The 18,042-nt window shown below is 70.9% G+C and carries 17 protein-coding genes and 1 riboswitch; of the genes, 7 read left to right on the forward strand and 10 right to left on the reverse strand.

What is annotated here, in order from left to right:
- Nucleotides 1-4: 4 nt before the first annotated feature.
- From STRCI_RS23805 to STRCI_RS23815, 3 genes are all read right to left on the reverse strand, one after another.
- On the reverse strand, nucleotides 5-943 hold the full coding sequence (locus tag STRCI_RS23805) for a M56 family metallopeptidase (RefSeq protein ID WP_269660998.1): 939 nt from the start codon (nucleotides 941-943) through the stop codon (nucleotides 5-7).
- A gap of 276 nt (nucleotides 944-1,219) precedes the next feature.
- Nucleotides 1,220-2,434: a fumarylacetoacetase gene (gene fahA / locus STRCI_RS23810; protein ID WP_269660999.1), complete on the reverse strand. Its 1,215-nt coding sequence runs from the start codon at nucleotides 2,432-2,434 to the stop codon at nucleotides 1,220-1,222.
- Between the two features lie 91 nt (nucleotides 2,435-2,525).
- Entirely contained in the window at nucleotides 2,526-3,152 is a 627-nt protein-coding gene (locus STRCI_RS23815) for a hypothetical protein (RefSeq protein ID WP_418953370.1), read from the reverse strand.
- 148 nt (nucleotides 3,153-3,300) lie between these two features.
- Between STRCI_RS23815 and STRCI_RS23820 the strand changes: the two genes are divergently transcribed.
- Nucleotides 3,301-4,107, forward strand: coding sequence for an HAD family hydrolase (locus STRCI_RS23820; protein WP_269661001.1), 807 nt, complete (start codon nucleotides 3,301-3,303; stop codon nucleotides 4,105-4,107).
- A 20-nt stretch (nucleotides 4,108-4,127) separates the two neighbouring features.
- On the opposite strand, the gene STRCI_RS23825 is transcribed toward STRCI_RS23820, so the two are convergent.
- Complete coding sequence (locus tag STRCI_RS23825) at nucleotides 4,128-4,601, reverse strand: transglycosylase SLT domain-containing protein (protein ID WP_269661002.1); 474 nt, start codon at nucleotides 4,599-4,601, stop codon at nucleotides 4,128-4,130.
- A 4-nt stretch (nucleotides 4,602-4,605) separates the two neighbouring features.
- A riboswitch (cyclic di-AMP (ydaO/yuaA leader) is annotated at nucleotides 4,606-4,802 on the reverse strand.
- Nucleotides 4,803-5,067: 265 nt separating this feature from the next.
- Complete coding sequence (locus tag STRCI_RS23830) at nucleotides 5,068-7,161, reverse strand: CocE/NonD family hydrolase (RefSeq protein ID WP_269661003.1); 2,094 nt, start codon at nucleotides 7,159-7,161, stop codon at nucleotides 5,068-5,070.
- A gap of 275 nt (nucleotides 7,162-7,436) precedes the next feature.
- Here STRCI_RS23830 and STRCI_RS23835 point away from each other — a divergent pair, with 275 nt between their 5' ends.
- The 5 genes from STRCI_RS23835 (at nucleotide 7,437) to STRCI_RS23855 (ending at nucleotide 12,790) form a co-directional block, all read left to right on the forward strand.
- Nucleotides 7,437-8,447 carry a polyprenyl synthetase family protein gene (locus STRCI_RS23835; protein ID WP_269661004.1) on the forward strand — a complete coding sequence of 337 codons (1,011 nt, stop codon included), beginning with the start codon at nucleotides 7,437-7,439 and terminating at the stop codon, nucleotides 8,445-8,447.
- A 134-nt stretch (nucleotides 8,448-8,581) separates the two neighbouring features.
- The gene (locus STRCI_RS23840) at nucleotides 8,582-9,499 is read left to right on the forward strand and encodes a CHRD domain-containing protein (protein WP_269661005.1); all 918 of its coding nucleotides are present in this window, start codon (nucleotides 8,582-8,584) and stop codon (nucleotides 9,497-9,499) included.
- Between the two features lie 256 nt (nucleotides 9,500-9,755).
- Entirely contained in the window at nucleotides 9,756-10,946 is a 1,191-nt protein-coding gene (locus STRCI_RS23845) for a LolA family protein (protein WP_269661006.1), read from the forward strand.
- A 10-nt stretch (nucleotides 10,947-10,956) separates the two neighbouring features.
- Nucleotides 10,957-11,928 (forward strand): ABC transporter ATP-binding protein, encoded by a 972-nt coding sequence (locus STRCI_RS23850; RefSeq protein WP_269661007.1) that lies wholly within the window; start codon nucleotides 10,957-10,959, stop codon nucleotides 11,926-11,928.
- Nucleotides 11,915-12,790, forward strand: a complete 876-nt coding sequence (locus STRCI_RS23855) for an ABC transporter permease (protein WP_269661008.1) — start codon at nucleotides 11,915-11,917, stop codon at nucleotides 12,788-12,790. The genes STRCI_RS23850 and STRCI_RS23855 overlap by 14 nt, the downstream gene beginning before the upstream one ends.
- Here STRCI_RS23855 and STRCI_RS23860 read toward each other — a convergent pair.
- Nucleotides 12,787-13,368 carry a flavodoxin family protein gene (locus STRCI_RS23860; RefSeq protein ID WP_269661009.1) on the reverse strand — a complete coding sequence of 194 codons (582 nt, stop codon included), beginning with the start codon at nucleotides 13,366-13,368 and terminating at the stop codon, nucleotides 12,787-12,789. The two genes, STRCI_RS23855 and STRCI_RS23860, sit on opposite strands and share 4 nt — an antisense overlap.
- A 104-nt stretch (nucleotides 13,369-13,472) precedes the next feature.
- Nucleotides 13,473-13,916 (reverse strand): DUF6668 family protein, encoded by a 444-nt coding sequence (locus tag STRCI_RS23865; RefSeq protein WP_269661010.1) that lies wholly within the window; start codon nucleotides 13,914-13,916, stop codon nucleotides 13,473-13,475.
- A 170-nt stretch (nucleotides 13,917-14,086) separates the two neighbouring features.
- On the opposite strand from STRCI_RS23865, the gene STRCI_RS23870 reads away from it, so the two are divergent.
- On the forward strand, nucleotides 14,087-15,289 hold the full coding sequence (locus STRCI_RS23870) for a tetratricopeptide repeat protein (protein WP_269661011.1): 1,203 nt from the start codon (nucleotides 14,087-14,089) through the stop codon (nucleotides 15,287-15,289).
- A gap of 35 nt (nucleotides 15,290-15,324) precedes the next feature.
- Here STRCI_RS23870 and STRCI_RS23875 read toward each other — a convergent pair whose 3' ends face one another.
- The 3 genes from STRCI_RS23875 to rarD form a co-directional block, all read right to left on the reverse strand.
- Entirely contained in the window at nucleotides 15,325-16,275 is a 951-nt protein-coding gene (locus STRCI_RS23875) for a M28 family metallopeptidase (RefSeq protein WP_269661012.1), read from the reverse strand.
- A gap of 140 nt (nucleotides 16,276-16,415) precedes the next feature.
- Nucleotides 16,416-16,898, reverse strand: coding sequence for a VOC family protein (locus STRCI_RS23880; protein WP_269661013.1), 483 nt, complete (start codon nucleotides 16,896-16,898; stop codon nucleotides 16,416-16,418).
- A gap of 153 nt (nucleotides 16,899-17,051) precedes the next feature.
- A complete protein-coding gene (gene rarD, locus STRCI_RS23885) occupies nucleotides 17,052-17,996 on the reverse strand; it encodes an EamA family transporter RarD (RefSeq protein ID WP_418953473.1) in 945 nt (314 codons plus the stop codon).
- Nucleotides 17,997-18,042: the final 46 nt, after the last annotated feature.

Below are 18,042 nucleotides of genomic sequence, written 5' to 3' on the forward strand. Positions count from 1 at the left end.
CGGGTCACCCCAGTGCCGTCAGGCCCGGGGCGAAGGTGATCAGCAGGGGCAGCAGTGGGACCAGGGCGGCCAGAGCCGTGGTCATCGCCCGGTGGTGCCGGGTCAGACGGGGCGGGGGCTCCAGGAGGCGGTCCACTCGTTCGCCGAGGAGGCGGTGGCTGGAGGCGCAGGACAGGACGCCTCGGTGCTGGTTCAGCTCGATCAGGGCCAGGGCCGTGGTCAGGTGGCCGCAGCGGCGGGAGGCCGTGTCGTCGGCGGCCAGTTCGACCAGTCGGTGCGTCTGATCGCAGAAGTGGGCGAACAGCGGGATTCGGGGGAAACCGGTGGCCAGAGCAGTGGAGAGGTGCAGCAGCCAGTCGTGGCGGGCTCGGGCGTGGCCGCGCTCGTGGGTGAGGACGGCGTCCAGCTGGTGGTCGGTCAGACGGTGCAGGGCGCCCGTCGTGACGATCAGCTGGGGCGGGTTGCCGGGCATCCACCAGGCGTCCGGGTACTCGTCCTCCAGCACCAGCAGCGGGCCCCGCGCGGCCGGCAGACCCGCGGGCAGGTCCGGAGCGCGTTCCCGCAGGTGGGCCCTGGCCTGGCCCCGGCTGCGGCGGGCCTCGGCCAGCTCGCGGGCCAGCATCGCCGTCGTCCAGGCGGCGCCGCAGGCCAGCAGCAGGGTGAGGGCGACGGCCCAGACCGGCGCCGCGGAGAGGTCGTACGCCGCGGTCACCGCCGGCGGCGCGGGCGCGAAGACATGGTCGCGGACCGTGTGGAAGACCGCGGCGGCGCCCAGGACCAGGGCGGTCAGACAGCACAGCAGGACGGTGGCGACCAGGCACTGCCACACCCACAGCCCGACCACCGGCTCCCGTTCCGGCCAGGCGGCCCGCGTCAGGGAACGCGGCACCGGAATGGCGGCAGTCAGAGCGACGGCGCTCAGCAGGAGCAGGCAGACGGTCATGCCACGGGCTCCGGATCCTGGTCGGGACAAGGGCGGCTGCGGGACGGGCTGTGCGCGGGCGCCGCGGAGCGGGTGCCGCGCGCACGGTCCGCCGCCAAGTATGACGGCGGCGGACGGCGTGCGGCAGACGTCGGAGACCGTCGAACTCTCCGGTGGGAGGAGAGCGGGAGGGGCCGCCGGGAGTGGGCGGTGGAGACCGTCAATTCCCGTACGTGGGAGAGCTGTTCAGTAGAGCAGGGCGGGCGTCGGACGAAGCGCTCGCCGTTCCCGGCTCGCTCAGCCCGTGACCACCCGCCCGGATACCTCGCCCAGTCCCACCCGGGCCCCGTCCGCGCCCGGTGCCCACGCCGTCAGGGTGACGACGTCGCCGTCCTCCAGGAAGGTGCGCTTTCCGTCGGGGAGTTCCAGGGCGTCGCGGCCGTTCCAGGTGAGCTCCAGGAGGGAACCGCGTTCGCGCTCCGTCGGGCCGCTGACCGTGCCGGAGCCGTAGAGGTCGCCGGTGCGCAGGGAGGCGCCGTTGACCGTCATGTGGGCCAGCTGCTGGGCGGCGGTCCAGTACATCGTCGAGAAGGGGGGTTCGGAGATCACATGGCCGTTGAGGGACACCGAGATGCGCAGATCGTAGCCGCCGGGCTCCTCGGCCGCGTCGTCCAGATAGGGCAGCAGCTCGTGGGTGCGCTCCGGCGGTGCCACCCGGGCCGCGTCCAGGGCGTCCAGCGGGGTGATCCACGCCGACACCGACGTGGCGAAGGACTTGCCGAGGAAGGGGCCGAGCGGGACGTACTCCCAGGCCTGGAGGTCACGCGCGGACCAGTCGTTGAGCAGGCAGAGGCCGAAGACGTGCTCGCGGAAGTCGGTGAGCGCGACCGGGCTGCCCATGGCCGTGGGCACGCCCACCACGAAGCCGACCTCCGCCTCGATGTCCAGCCGGACGGAGGGGCCGAAGACGGGGGCCGCGTCGGCCGGGGCCTTGCGCTGGCCGGACGGCCGGATGACATCCGTGCCGGAGACGACGACCGTGCCGGAACGGCCGTGATAGCCGATCGGGAGGTGCTTCCAGTTCGGGGTGAGGGAGTCCGCCGCGTCGGGGCGGAACATCTGGCCGACGTTCCGGGCGTGGTTCTCGGAGGCGTAGAAGTCGACGTAGTCCGCGACCTCGAAGGGGAGGTGCAGGGTCACCGCGGAGAGGGGGTGGAACAGGGGCTCGATGGTCTCCCGGTGGGACGGCACCGTGACCCAGGCCGTCAGCGCGCGGCGCACATCGGACCAGGCGGTGCGGCCCGCGGCGAGCAGCGGGCCGAGGCTGGGCCGGGCGAGCAGGGAGGCGTAGGGAGAACCCAGCGCCAGTGCCGCGGCGCCCGCGTCGAGGACATGGTCTCCGAGCCGTACGCCGACCCGGCGCGCGCTGTCCTCACCGGGGACGGAGAAGACACCGTACGGAAGGTTGTGCGGGCCGAAGGGGTCGCCCTCGGGGACATCAAAGGGGGGCATGGGTGCTGCCTCGCTCTCGTGCGTGCCACGGGTCCGTGTCGTCGTCGCACACGTTACGGGCGGAACACCCGTCTTGGGCAGTGCCGAAAGATCACGACGGGGACGGGTCGTCGGCCCGCTGCCACGTCAGGAAGCCCTCGATCAGCTCGGGCGGGTTGGCCGCCTCGGTCGCCTCGACCTCCCAGCCGGGGCAGTCCATGTCGAAAATCACGATCGGCAGCGGACGGCCGAAGATCTTCTCGATCCGGCCGCTCGCGTGCAGATGCCGGGCGAGAGCGATACAGGCGTCGGCGAAGTGCAACTGCAACAGATCGTCCTTCGCGTCGTCCTCGTCGTCCTCGTCCTCCCCCTCCGCTCCGTCCTCCCCGTCCTCTCCCTCGAACCACAGACCGAGCCGCTTGACCTCGGTCTCGTACAGCGGTCCGCCCACCGGGTCCTCGGGCACGTTGCCGAGCGTCTCGAAGCCGTCGAGGAGCCAGCAGGCGTAGTTCCAGCGGGCCTCGCCGGGGTCCTCCGGGCGCCGCTCCAGCTCGTACTGCGTCTCGGTGTTGTAGCCGATCGCCACGTACGGGTGGCGGTAGTCGTAGTCAACGCGCCAGATACGGAAGGAGAGTGCGTAGATCTCGGGTTTCAGGTCCTCGGGGAAGCGTTCGAGGACGCGTCCGGCGGTCTCCCGGAGATGGTTCGCGAAGTCCTCTTGCCGGTCTGCCACACCCATCGCCCCCGTTCGTCACAACAGTGCCCCTCATTTCACCAGAAGCGGATGGGGGCAAGGGAGTTGGAGGGGGCGCGCGGGGCTGTGGTGGACGCCGGGGTCGTCCGGTTCGCGCTGAGTCGACGGGGCGTCCTGTCCGTATTCTCTGATCATGGCCGCACCCATCGCATATTCACTCATCGCCACCGACTTGGACGGAACCCTGCTCCGGGGCGACGACACGCTCTCCGACCGGTCGCTGGCCGCGCTCGCGCGGGTGGCCGAGTCCGGCGCCCGGCACCTGGTGGTGACCGGCCGGCCGGCTCCCAGGGTGCGGCCGCTCCTCGACGACCTGGGCAGCAGGGGGCTCGCGGTGTGCGGGCAGGGCGCGCAGGTGTACGACGCCGGCGCGGACCGTCTGCTGTGGTCGGTCACCCTGGACCGGGAGTTGGCCGAGACCGCGCTCGGCAAGATCGAGGCCGAGGTGGGGCAGGTGTACGCGGCGGTGGACCAGGACGGCGTGGACGGACTCACGTTGATCGAGCCCGGGTATCTGATGCCGCACCCCACCCTGCCCGCGGTGCGGGTCGGGCGGCGCGACGACCTGTGGTGCGAGCCGATCAGCAAGGTGCTGCTGCGCCATCCCGAGCTGTCCGACGACCAGTTGGCGGCGACGGCGCGCTCGGTGGTCGGTTCGCTGGCGACGGTCACCATGTCGGGCCCGGGAACCGTCGAACTTCAGCCATGCGGCATCACCAAGGCGACCGGCCTCGCGCTGGCCGCCGATCATCTGGGGCTCGGCCCGGACCGGACGATCGCCTTCGGTGACATGCCCAATGACATCCCGATGTTCGACTGGGCGGCGCACGGTGTCGCGATGGCCAACGCCCACCCCGAACTCAAGGCGGTGGCCGACGAGATCACCTTGTCGAACGAGGACGACGGCATCGCCGTCGTCCTCGAAAGACTCTTCCGGTAGCCCGGGGAAGGCGCGGTGGCTCAGTAGGCGCCGAAGACGTTGTCGATCGAACCGTAGCGCTGGGCCGCGTAGTTGCAGGCGGCGGTGATGTTCGCGACCGGGTCGTAGGGGTCGTACGAGGTGCCCGCCACGTGGTACGCCATGAAGGTCGGGTCGATCACCTGGAGCAGGCCCTTGGACGGGGTGCCCGCGGCGGCGTTGGAGTCCCAGTTGTTGATCGCGTACTGGTTGCCCGAGGACTCCCGGATGATGTTGCGGTAGATGCCGTCATAGCTGCCGGGGATCCCGTGATCCGCCATGACCTGGAGGGACGCCCGGATCCAGCCGTCGAGGTTGTTGGCGTACCCCAGCGAGGCGGCGGTGGTGGCGGTCGGCGTGGCCGCGGAGGCGTTGGTGGCGCCGATGAGCGGGAGCGCCAGTACGGCGGCTCCGGTGCCGAGGACGGCGAGCTTGCGGGCGATGCGGCGGGGGCGGCGCTGAGCGGCAGCGGGCATGGCGAAGTTCCTCTCCGGCGCCTGCGAGGTGAGCTGTCGGGTTCGGGCGGGAGCTGCCCGGCCGCGCACCACGATGGGCACGCGGCTTCACCCCGAGCCGTTTCGGCGCGTCCGAGGACGTCCGGCCCGGCGACTTACCTGGGTCCCCCGCTCCTGCCGTACGAAGATCTCGATGGAGCCGGACGGCGGCAGGATTCGGCGTCCGCCCGACAGGCCGGGAACGTATGCGAGAGCACATGTCCGAAACAAGTAGCGGATTCACATATCCAGGGATTTGATCTTCGAAAGGGGGATGTGCGGCCGCTGGGTGTTTGCGGGTGCCAAGGGTCAACTGGCGGGCGGGGGAGGGGTGTCGGTGATGGCCTGTGGAGTGCCTGTGAAGAGTGTGGCGTGAGTCAAGTCACGCACAGGCGCAAGAGTGAGCAAAACGGGCAATAGCCCCAATGGGGCTTTAACGTCTGGGTGTTCAGCGTCTCGGCGTTCGCGGAATCCGCTTCTCCCACGTCCGGTGGAAGACCACCTCGCCGCCGTCCGTGCAGATCACCTCGTTCGAGGTGATGAAGTCCGTCGCGTCGCAGGTGGTCTCCGACCGGGTCCGGACGGTGGTGTCCCAGGCCGGCTCCGGCCGGTGCAGGCGGATCGACCAGTCCGAGCGGGCGCGGGCGGAGAGCGGGTCCGCCTCCTGGATCGTGTACGTCTCCAGTGCGTCCTCGGTGCACTCCAGCCCGTCGGGGTGCACGCGCGTGCCGCCGTGCCGTGGATCGACCTCGATGCGCCACTCGCCCTTGGCCACGTCCCGGACGACCAGCCGCCGCGGGCGCGGCTCGTCCAGCGTGGCCGGCTCGGCCACGCCCAGGGGCTCGGCCTGCTCCGGCGCCTCGAAGGCAATGTCGAAGGCGGCATCGGAGGCGGCATCGGAGGCGACGTCGGACGCGACGCCGGACGCGACGCCGGACGCGACGCCGGACGCGACGTCGGACGCGACGCCGGACGAGGCGGCACGCGCGCGTACCGGCACTTCCAGGAAGCTCCCCGCCGGATCCAGCGTGAAGCCGGCTGTCGACTCAGGGTGCGGCCAGACCCACGGCCAGTACGCGCAGGACACCGCGAGCCGGATGCGATGGCCGGGCGGGAAGGCGTGCCCGATGGCGCTCAGCCCGAACTCGACGTCCTCCGTGGCACCCGGCTCCCACGGCACCGCCCGGTCGTGCCCGTGGCGCGCGGCGAGGTTCAGCACGCCGCGCGTGACCAGCGTCGAGGCGCCGTCGGGCGCGACATCGCAGACCCGCGCGATCACCTGCCCGCGCGGCACCTCCGAGGTCAGCCGCAGCCGCACTCTCGGCCGCCCCAGCACCCAGGTCTCCTCGCCCACGGCGAACTCGAAGCAAGCCGAGCGGGCGTCCTCCTCCCGCTGGTCCGGCGGCAGGTCGGCGTCGTTCCCGCGCGGGACGAACTGACCGGCGTCCACCCCGGTCTGCATGGGCGACCGCACGACAACAGGGGCGCCCTGGAGGGCGTACGTCACCTGGGTGATGTGCGGGGAGGGCCAGGACGGCTCGCCGACCCAGCGGCCGGGCAGGGTGCCGTAGGCCGTGGCGGGCGGGTGGGAGTCGCTGACGTAGGCGCGCAGGAGGGGCTCGGGGAGAGCGCCCTCGCCCTTCAGCCAGTGGTCCCACCAGCGCAGGGTCTCCTGGAGGAAGCCGATCGCCGGTCCGGGCGGCAGGTCCCGGTCGGGGTAGTGGTGGGACCAGGGGCCGATCAGACCGCGGACGCGGTCGGCGGGCAGGTGCTCCACGAGGCGCAGCACGGTGTCGCGGTACGGGTCGTGCCAGCCGCCGACCGCGAGGACGGCGGCCTCGATGGCGCCGTAGTCCTCGCGGACGCTGCCGTGGCGCCAGTGGTCGTCCCGGGTCGGGTGGGCCGGCCGGGTGTGCGGCAGCGGTTCGACGGCCTCCAGGCGCTTCAGCCAGAGCTCCCGCCACGCCTCACCGGCGTACCGCGGATCGGGTGGCAGACAGGCGGCGGCGAGCGTCGTCGCCGCCCGGGCGTGCATGTCGACCGCGCGGACGGAACCTCCCGCGTGGTGCGCATCGTTGTCATAGCGATCGTCGGTGGAGCAGACCGTGACGATCGCCTTGAGCGGCTCGGGCGCGAGGGCCGCGATCTGGAGAGAGTTGAAGCCGCCCCAGGAGATGCCGAACATGCCGACCTTGCCGTCGCACCAGGGCCGGTCCGCCAGCCAGTGCACCACCTCGACCCCGTCGGCCGGTTCGGTCGCCGAGTACGCGTCCGTGGGCAGACCCTCGCTGTTGCCGTGCCCGCGGATGTCCACCCGGACGGAGGCGTAGCCGTGGCCCGCGTACCAGGGGTGGCGCTGGTGGTCACGCGCGGCCGTCCGGTCGGTCAGGCGGTCCGGCAGGTATTCGAGGAGCGCCGGGACGGGCTCGTCGGTGAGCGGGCGCCACACCCGCGCGTAGAGCAGGGTTCCGTCCGCGAGCGGGATGCGGAGGTCCTCATGGGCCGTCTCGTAGGGGAAGGACGTACGGATACGCGTGTTCATCGCGAAAGCCCCAGTCGGCGTGAAGGCCCCGACGGGCAGGGTGCGGCATCGACCTCGATTCGAGACACACTCCACTACTTCCACGTAAGTCGATAGATATCCGTTCTTATCAGTTGATCAAAAACATAACCGGCGTGATCCCATACCGCCCGTCGTGGACGGGCGGGCGGCATCGGTGATCGAAACGTGACCGGATACGCTGACTTGAGTGAAGGCAGCGACCTATCGACAAACCGCGTAATCGCCAGTAGACACCAGCAGACAGGAGACCCCTCGTGACCGTCGTCGGGCCGTTCGGGCTGAGCGTGCGGGACCAGGCTCTGGAAGCCGATGTCCAGGCCGGATTGGCGGCTGTCGAGGAGGGACTGCTCGAAGCCACCAAGAGCGAGGTCCCCTTCATCACGGAGGCCGCTCAGCATCTGGTGCGGGCGGGCGGGAAGCGGTTCCGGCCGTTGCTCGTCATGCTCTCCGCGCAGTTCGGCGACCGGTACGCGCCCGGGATCGTGCCGTCGGCCGTGGTGGTGGAACTGACCCACCTGGCGACGCTGTACCACGACGACGTGATGGACGAGGCCGAGGTCCGGCGCGGGGTGGCCAGCGCCAACACCCGCTGGGGCAACTCGGTCGCGGTCCTCACGGGTGACTTCCTCTTCGCCCGCGCCTCGCACATCCTCGCCGACCTCGGTCCCGAGGCGGTCCGGGTGCAGGCCGAGGCGTTCGAGCGGCTGGTCACCGGGCAGATCCTGGAGACGGCGGGCCCGCAGGACGGACGTGACCCGGTCGAGCACTACCTCGATGTGCTGGCCGGCAAGACGGGATCCCTGGTGGCGGTGTCGTGCCGCTTCGGCGCGATGATGTCCGGCGCCGACGAGACGGTGGTGGACGTCCTCACGCAGTACGGCGAGCGGCTCGGGGTCGCCTTCCAGCTCGCCGACGACGTGCTCGACATCGCCTCCGACTCGCACGAGTCCGGGAAGACGCCGGGCACGGATCTGCGCGAGGGCATTCCGACGCTGCCGGTGCTGCGGCTGCGGGAGCGCGCGGAGCGGCTGGGTCTCGCCGAGGACATCGCCCTGTGCGAGCTGCTCGACTCCGACCTGACCGACGACGTCCGGCACGCGGAGGCACTGGCGGCGCTGCGCACGCATCCGGCGCTGGAGCAGGCCCGGCGTGACACGGTGCGGTATGCGCAGGACGCGCGCGCCTCCCTGGCGCCGCTGTCGGAGTGCGACGCGAAGGCGGCGCTGATGGAGTTGTGCGACGCGGTGGTGCATCGGGCGGGTTAGGTTCCCCGTCCCTCCAGGTCTGCTCAAGTGACGCACGCCACACCACTGGACTGAGTCCAAATCAAGATCTTCCCCGTATCGATGCCCAGAAGCCGACGCAGGGGGCGTCGGCTGACAAACGGGGAGATAACTTCATGCGTACGAGCCTGATCCGTACGAGCCTGACCGTCACCGCCGTCGCCATGGCCGCCGCCGTGGTGCCCACCTCCGCCTCGGCCACCTCCGCCACGCCCGACAACGGGACCATCCTCGCCGCCAGCCTCCGCGGAGCCAACGAGGTGCCGGTGGCCGGTGGGCCCGCCGTCGGGGACCAGGACGGCGCCGCGCTCCAGTTCGTCAGGGTCAAGGGCGACAAGGTCTCCGTCGCCGTCAAGTGGCGCGGCGTCGACCGGCCGACCGCCCTCCACCTCCACCAGGGCGCCAAGGGCAGCAACGGCGGCGTCAAGGTCGACTTCACCGAACTCCTCGCACGGAGCAAGGGCAAGACCCTCACCGGCACCGTCAAGGTGACCGACCAGGCGCTCCTCGACTCCCTCAAGTCCGAACCCGCCTCGTTCTACGCCAACCTGCACACCGCGAAGTTCCCCGGCGGAGCCGTCCGCGGGCAACTCCACAAGGTGACCACCGACTTCGACTTCCACAACGCCCTCGACAACTTCCAGGCGTCCGTCATCAAGGGCAAGCAGATCTACGAGTGCAAGCCGGCCGAGGGCGGCGGCCACGCCTTCGCCCAGCGGGACGTCAGCGCCGTGCTCGCCGGGCCGATCGCGCACTCCTTCGTGCAGCCCAACTCCGGTACCCCGCAGTGGATCGCGCCCGATCGCAGCGCGGTCACCGGATCCGTCCTGAGCAGGACCCCCAACGGGGCGGGGAACATCCCCGAGCTCGACCTGAAGGCCACTCAGTCCGGAAAGCACCGGGGCCTGCTCGCCCACACCGCGGAGATCCTCCGGCTGAACACCGTCGGCGGAGTCGCCCCGTCCGGCTCCTGCACCCCGGGGACGATCGTCGGCGTTCCGTACCAGGCGGACTACGTGTTCATCCAGCACTGATCGACCGGACCGGCGAGCGCAAACGGGCGGCGTCTCCCCGTACGACCCCTACGGGTCGGGGGAGACGCCGCCCTCTCGTGTCATACCGCAGGTGTACGCGGAGTTGAGCCCGCGGTCTGACGCTTCGCGGGAGCCGATTTGGTCAGATGGTGACAACGGAAAACACCACTCCTCACCGATTCGGGTGAGAATGGCGGCTACGGGCTGGACGCACGGGAGTTGGCAGGCCGCCGCCGACGACGGAGGTAAGGCACACATGGCACCGTACGAATCCGACGACAGCACCACCCCGGACGAGCTGGACGACCTGCGCTCCGGGCGGCGCAAGGCCGCGCGGTACGTCGTGCCGGTCGCGGTGGTGGGCGTGGCGGTGGCGACCATCGGTCTCGTCCCCGCCATCGCGGACTCCGGCGACCCTGACCTGCCGGAGATCAGCGCACAGCAACTCATCGAGAAGATCGCCGAGTCCGACGTACAGCAGCTGTCCGGGACCGTGAAGATCAGCACTGATCTGGGGCTGCCCGACCTCGGGGGCCTGGAGAGCGCGCTGGCGTCCGGGGCGATGGAGTCAGGGGACGGTTCGTCGGCCGACCCGTCGGCCAAGCTCACCGAGCTGGTCACCGGCACGCACACCCTGCGGGTCGCCACCGACGGCCCCGACCGGCAGAAGCTCTCGCTGCTGGAGAACGCCGCCGAGTACAGCCTCATCCACAACGGCAAGGACGTCTGGGGCTACGACAGCGCGTCCAACGAGGTCTTCCACGGCACCGCCGAAGAGAGCGGAAAGCAGGAGAAGGAGGTCCCGGCGACGCCCAAGGACCTCACCGAGGAGGCCCTGAAGTCGGTCGACGACACCACGTCCGTCACCGTCGACGGCACCGCGCAGGTCGCGGGCCGGGACGCCTACCGCCTGGTGATCAAGCCCAAGCAGTCCGGCACCACGGTCGGCGCGATCACCGTGGCCGTGGACGCCAAGACGGGGATGCCGCTGAAGTTCACGCTCACCCCGGCGAGCGGCGGCGCCGCCGTGGTGGACGCGGGCTTCACCAAGGTCAGCTTCGCCAAGCCGGACGCGTCCACCTTCGACTTCACCCCGCCGAAGGGCGCGAAGGTCACGGAGGAGGACGCGGTCGCGCGGGAGGAGCACTCCAGGATGCCCGAGAAGGGCCTCGGACAGGCTCCCGAGGGCGAACCGCGGGTCATCGGCGAGGGCTGGAACTCCATCGCCGTCCTGGAGACCGGCGGCGAGGGCATCCCCTCGGGCTCCGAGGTCGGCGGTGACCTCGGCGGGTTCATGGACTCCCTCGGGGACAAGGTGAAGGGCAAGTTCGGCGAGGGCACGGTCTTCAAGACCCGCCTGGTCAACGCGCTGATCACCGACGACGGCACGGTTTACGTCGGCGCAGTTACCAAGGACGCGCTGGTGAAGGCCGCCGACGCCGGGTAATAAGGCACCCATGACTGACATGTCCGCCGCGGAGCCGGCATCCGAGCAGGGCGACAGCGTGATCGTCACCCGGGCTCTCACCAAGCGGTACCGCGGCGGACAACTCGCCGTGGACGGACTCGATCTGACCGTCCCCGCGGGCAGCGTCTTCGGCTTCCTGGGCCCCAACGGTTCCGGCAAGACCACCACCATCCGCATGCTGATGGGCCTGATCGAACCCACCTCCGGCACGGCCCGGGTGCTCGGCCGCCCCATGCCCCGCGCGACCCGCGCCGTCCTCCCGCACATCGGCGCCCTCATCGAGGGCCCCGCGCTCTACGGCTTCCTCTCCGGCCGCGACAACCTCCTGCGCTACGACGCGGCCGACCCCACCGCCGACCCGCGCACCCGGCGCACCCGCGTCGCCGCGGCCCTGGACCGGGTGGGCCTGACGGCCGCCGCGAACAAGAAGGCCAAGGCGTACTCGCTCGGCATGAAACAACGCCTCGGCCTCGCCTCGGCACTCCTCCAGCCCCGCCGCCTGCTGGTCCTGGACGAGCCGACCAACGGCCTGGATCCGCAGGGCATGCGCGAGATCCGCGCGCTGATCCGCGAGCTGGCCTCCGACGGCGCGACCGTCTTCCTCTCCTCCCACCTCCTCGACGAGATCGAGCAGGTGTGCACGGACGTGGCCGTGATGGCCCAGGGCAGACTCATCACCCAGGGCGCGGTGGGCGACCTGGCGGCGGGAATGCGCGGCAGGCTGGTGGTCACCACCCCCGACACGGCGGACGCGGCGCGGGTGTTGAAGGAACAGGGCGCGGGAGATGTCGTGGTGAGCGAGGACCGGGTGACAGCCGAACCCCCGGACCACGACCTGGCCGACCTGAACGCAGCGCTGGTGATGGCAGGCGTCCGGGTAAGGGGCTTCGGAGTGGAACGAGCCTCCCTGGAGGACGCGTTCGTGGCGCTGACGGGGGAGGGCTTCGATGTCGCTGGTTAACCAGACCGTTAGCCGCCCAACAACCTTCTACGGCACCCTGCTCCACAACGAACTCCACACCACCTTCCGCCGCTGGCGCACCCTGGCCCTCCTGGGGGTACTCGCGGCAGTCCCGATCCTCGTAGGCATCGCGGTGAAAATAGAGACCGGAGACGGAGGCTCCGGAGGCGGCGGCGGAGGTGGAGGCGAAGGCCCCGCCTTCATCTCGCAGATCACCAACAACGGCCTGTTCCTCGTGTTCACCGCACTCGCGGCAACACTCCCGTTCTTCCTTCCGATGGCCATCGGCGTCGTCGCGGGCGACGCCATCGCCGGCGAGGCGAACGCGGGCACCCTGCGCTACCTCCTGGTCGCCCCCGCGGGACGCTCCCGGCTGCTGCTCACCAAGTACGCGACCACGATGGCCTTCTGTCTGGTCGCCACCCTCGTGGTCGCGATCTCGGCGCTGACGGTCGGCGCGCTGCTGTTCCCGCTGGGAGACCTGACGACGATCTCCGGCACCCGGATCAGCTTCACCGAGGGCCTCGGCCGCGCACTGCTGATCGCGCTGGCCGTGGCCGCTTCCCTGACCGGGGTCGCGGCGCTGGGCCTGTTCATCTCCACGCTCACCAACAGCGGTGTCGCGGCGATGGCGACAACGGTGGGTCTGCTGATCACCGTCCAGATCCTCGACCAGATCCCCCAGCTCGACGTGCTCCAGCCGTACTTCTTCTCCCACTACTGGCTTTCCTTCGCCGACCTGATGCGGGACCCGGTCTACTGGGACGACCTGGTGAAGAACCTCGGCCTCCAGGCCCTGTACGCCGGGGTGTTCGGCTCGGCGGCCTGGGCGCGGTTCACCACGAAGGACATCACGGCCTAGCCCTCGTGCGCGTACCGCGCGAGCGGTGCCTCCCCCTGGAAGAACGTCTTCGCACGGGCCAGCGCCTCACCGTCGTTGAGTACGTCACCCGGCTTGCTGCCGTTGCCGAGCAGTACGCCACCGAAGCGCATCCCCATGTACGCGGCCGAGTTGTTGAGCGCCCCGATCAGCGGATCGGCGACCCTCGGCTCGTACTCGGCGAGCGCGGTGACGCCCCACAGCGTGCGCCCGGCCATCGTGGCCTTGAAGTCGACGCCGGGGATGCGCAGCCAGCCGGACCAGTAGTCGAGGTAGCGCTTGGCCTGGCCGGACAGCGTGTACCAGTACAGCGGGGAGGCGATCACGATGTCGGTCGCGGCGAGGGTGGCGTCGAAGAGCAGCCCGAGACTGCCCTCGGCCGGGCGGGTGTGGTCGCTGTCGTGGCGCAGGTCCTCGAAGTCCGGCAGCGGGTGCGCGGCGAGGTCGATCCACTGCTGCTCGACGTCTTCGGGCAACTGCTCGGCGGCGCGGCGGGCGAGCAGTTCGGTGTTTCCGTCGGAGCGGCTGCTGCCCAGGACGAACAGGAAACGGCGGGTCATCGGTCCCCCAGGGATGCGGATGGTCGCAGGCCCGCGAATGGCAGGCGTGCGCGAACAAGCTGCATCTGCATTATATGCGTACGCAAGAACATGTCGAGGGCGCTCTACCTGCGCCCGACTCCTGTCAGCTGGGCCAGCGCCTCGGTCTCCCGGGGTGGCGGCCCCTCGGTCCGTCCCAGCCGCCAGGACTGCACCCAGGGCACCCGGTACACGTCGATGACCGACTCGATCGCCTTCATTCGCTGGGCCAGTGGCCGCGGCAGCCGCCCCGGCGCGTCCGCGACGAGCACGACGGCGTCGAGGTCGAGCCCGTCCGGCGGGGGCTCGCGCCGGAAGTCCGCAACGGCACGCAGTACGGCGTCCAGCCCGGCGGCGTGCGTCCGGCCGACCAGCAGGACCGACCGCGGATCACCGGGCCCGGGCCAGGCCCGCCCGCAGTCGTGGCCGCCGTAGACGCGGGACAGGGTGGTGACGCCGGCGCCGCCGTGGGTGCCGACCCAGGAGTAGTGGCGGGGGGTGAAAGGTGGCGGTATGTTCTCGTCCGTCACTGCCACCGGTCCGCGTATCCAGATCTCCGGCCCCAAGCGCACGTCAGTTCGCTTGCCCCCGCCCGCCGTTCTCACGCCACCTGGAACGAGGCTGTGACGCCCCGGTGACGTGTGCGCGGGGGACCTGCGGAGAGACTCGACGACAGGTGTTGCCAGCGAGTGAGGAACCGATGTCTCGACTCAGCCGCGCGAAGAAGCGGGAACAGCAGGCTGGGCCGTCGGCGGCCCCGATCGAGGTCCGTGTCCACGCGTCCGATCCCGGGGCCTCGGTCGGAGGCGTCCCGGTCACGGCGGCCCCGGGCCAGGAGATCCAGCAGGCCGTCCTGAACCACCTCCACCGCATCGCGCTGGCCGCGGGCCACCCCGTGTACGCGACGATCCAGGACGACCGCATCGGGTACGCCGTACCGCTCCAGATCAACCTGGACGGGTCGAGCGCGCTGACGGGGGAGCCGAGAGAGGTGGACGTGGCCGTAGCTCTTGCGGAGGAGCCCAGTCCGGCACCGGAGGCCGTGGCCCTCGCAGAGGAGCCGCCCGCCAGGGACATGCCCACCCACCTCCTGCGCCCGCCGGTGGACCCGGCACCCACCTTCCCACTGCGCGCCGTACCCGACCTCGCCCCCGGCACGGTCGCTCCGCCGACCGGCGCGTTCGGCCCGCCACCGGTGATGGACGCGCAGCCGTCGGCACACACGGACACGCCGCCGTCGGGCCCGCTGGACGCTCAGCCGGTCCCGTTGGGCTCGCAGCCGGTCCCGTTGGGCTCGAAGCCGCCGCCCACCCCGAAGCCGAAGCCCCTCGTGCAGATGGACCCCGCGTTCGACCCTGCCCTGGACCCGGCTCCCAAGGCGCCGACCCCGCCCCGGGGTTTCGACGCCGTGGCCGAGGCCGTGCTCGGGGACGAGCCGTCCCCCGCGGGGCTGCTGGCGGAGCCGGTCGCCGGGATCAACGCGGCCGTGCGCGACGGACGGACCCAGGACGCGGCGCGGCTCGCGGAGCGGACCGTGGTGGAGGCCGCCCAGAACCTGGGTCCGGAGCACCCGGAAGTGCTCCGGCTCCGCGAACTGGCCGCGTACATCGCCTACTTGGCCGGAGAACCCGCCCAGGCCTTCGCGATCTCCCTGGACCTGGCCCGGGTTCACTACCGCGCACAGGACTCCGAGGCCGCCTACGGCAACGTCCTGAGCGCGGCCACCGCCTGGCGTGCCGTGCGCGATCCGGAGCACGGCCTGCGCCTGGGGCACGAGCTGATCGCCCTGTGGGCCACCCTCGTGGCGGAGGGCGGCCCGGCGGTGGAGGAGGCCGAGCGGCTGGAGTCGGCCCGCACCCGGATGAACCGCCTCACCGAGCGCGTCCGCCGGCAGCAGGCCTAGGACACCGGCAGCAGGCGTGGGGGACGCCGGCGGCTCTAGGAGGACAGCTCCCACACCGCGTACGCGAGCGCGTCACTGTTCCGGTTCAGGGCCGTGTCGTTGATGTTGGACGTGGTGTCGCAGGACGAGTGATAGCAGCGGTCGAAGGCCTGCCTCGCCGTACCGCCCCACTTGGCCGCCTGCGCCGCGGTCTTGGCCCGGCTCGCGCCGGTGAACAGCCCGCCGACCGGCACGCCCGCGCTCTTGAACGGCGCGTGGTCGGACCGGCCGTCGCCCTCCGTCTCGATCTCGGTCGCGACGCCGATGCCGGTGAAGTAGTCCTTGAAGGTCTTCTCGATCGCCGGGTCGTCGTCGTAGACGAAGTACCCGGCGTTGGGCGAGCCGATCATGTCGAAGTTCAGATAGCCCTTGATCTTCGCGCGGTTCGCCGAGGACTGGTTGTTGACGTAGTGGCGGGAGCCGACCAGGCCCAGCTCCTCCGCGCCCCACCAGGCGAACCGCAGGTGCTTGGTGGGCTGGAGGTTCGCGCGGGACACGGCGAGCGCGGTCTCCAGTACGGCCGCCGAGCCGGAGCCGTTGTCGTTGATGCCGGGGCCCGAGGTGACGCCGTCGAGGTGTGAGCCGGCCATCAGGACCTGATTGGGGTCGCCGCCGGGCCAGTCGGCGATCAGGTTGTAGCCGGTGCGTCCGGAGGCGGTGAAGGTCTGGACGGTGGTGGTGAACCCGGCGGCGTCGAGCCTGGCCTTCACGAAGTCCAGGGAGGCCTTGTAACCGGCCCGGCCGTGCGCCCGGTTGCCGCCGTTGGCGGTGGCGATGGACTGGAGCTGGGTCAGATGGGCCTTGACGTTGGCCACGGGGATGTCGGGAGCGGCGGCCACCGCGGATTCCGGGGCGGGGGCCGCCCCGGCTATGGAACCGCCGGCCAGCAGGGAGACGGACGCGACGACGGCGGTGGCCGCGACGCGCCCGGGAATCGAGAGCTTCATCGTGGGGGGCTCCGAATTCCATGGGAACCACAGGGGTTCCTCAGTGAATGGGGTGCCTGGATGGTGAAGCTGGGACTAACACTCCGTCAAGAGCGGTATCAGGACAGTCGTGTTCGCATATCGGAGGCCCGGGTGCGTGCTCACTGCACGCAGAACTCGTTCCCCTCCGGGTCCTCCATCACGACCCACTGCCCGGACGGCTCCTTCACTTCCCGCCGCACGCTCGCGCCGAGCCCCCTCAGCCGCTCCACCTCGGCCTCCCGCCGCCCCTCGGGCGCGTGCACGTCGAGATGCAGCCGGTTCTTGACCGTCTTCGCCTCCGGCACCCGCTGGAACAGCAGCCGCCGCCCGAGCCCGGTGCCGCTGTCCTGGTCGTAGGGGTCCGCGGGATGCCGTACGGCGACCAGGTCCCGGAAGGCGAGGCGGGCGTGGAACTCGACGACGGCCTCGCGGGGCAGCGCCCCGAGCTCCAGCAGCCGCTCGATGAGCGCGTTGTTGTCCTCGACCTCGTAGTGCAGCGCGGCGGCCCAGAAGTCGGCCTGCGACTGCGGATTCGCGCAGTCGACGACGAGCTTCCAGTGCAGCGGGGCGGGTACTGGTGCGGAGTCAGGAGTGTGCGTCATGGGGTCACTTATAACCCCCCACTAGGACAGAAACGGTCCTGTCCGACCCCGGCATGCTGAAGGTCGTACGCCTCGCGCGCCCGCGCCGCGACAAGGCCCCGCTGGTGATCGCCGGTACGGCTCGGCGATCGGAATCTCCGCGGTGACCGTGGTCTACGGCCTGGCGTCCACCGGATCCGGCCCCGGCACCACACTGTCCGCGTTCTGTACGGCGCTGCCGGTGGCGATGGTGACGCTCGGGCTGCCGGTCTCGGCCCGCAGCGCCTTGGCGGTCCGGCGCGCGGAGCGCCAGGCGTCGGCGGTCAGCAGCGTCAGCGCCAGCCACACCAGCGCGAACCCGGCCCAGCGCTCCGGAGGCATGGCCTCGCGGAAGTAGAGGACGCCGAGCAGGAACTGGAAGACGGGTGCCAGGTACTGGAGCAGGCCCAGCGTGGACAGCGGCACGCGGATGGCCGCCGCTCCGAAGCAGACCAGCGGCAGTGCGGTGACGAGGCCGGTGGTGGCGAGGAGCGCCGCGTGTCCCGGGCCCTCGGTGGTGAAGGTGGAGCCGCCGTCGGCCGACAGCCACAGCAGATAGGCCAGCGCGGGCAGGAACTGGATGGCGGTCTCGGCGGCCAGTGACTCCAGGCCGCCGAGGTTGACCTTCTTCTTCACCAGGCCGTAGGTGGCGAAGGAGAAGGCGAGGATCAGGGAGATCCACGGTGGGCGGCCGTAGCCGATGGTGAGGACCAGGACCGCGGCGAAGCCGACGCCGACCGCCGCCCACTGCACGGGCCGCAGCCGCTCCTTGAGCAGCAGCACGCCCATCGCGATGGTGACCAGCGGATTGATGAAGTAGCCGAGCGAGGCCTCGACGACCCGGTCGTTGTTCACGGCCCAGATGTAGACGCCCCAGTTGACGGCGATGACCGCCGAGGCGACCGCGATGAGCGCGAGCTTGCGGGGCTGGCGCAGCAGCTCGGCGGCCCACCGCCAGCGCCGTATGACGAGCAGGGCCAGGGCGACCGCGACGAGGGACCACACCATGCGGTGGGCCAGCACCTCGAACGGGTCGGCGGGCTTCAGCAGCGGGAAGAACAGGGGGAACAGCCCCCACATCCCATAAGCCGCGAAGCCGTTCAGCAGTCCTATGTGCCGCTCGCCC

The organism is Streptomyces cinnabarinus (assembly GCF_027270315.1).
Classification (GTDB): Bacteria; Actinomycetota; Actinomycetes; order Streptomycetales; family Streptomycetaceae; genus Streptomyces; species Streptomyces cinnabarinus.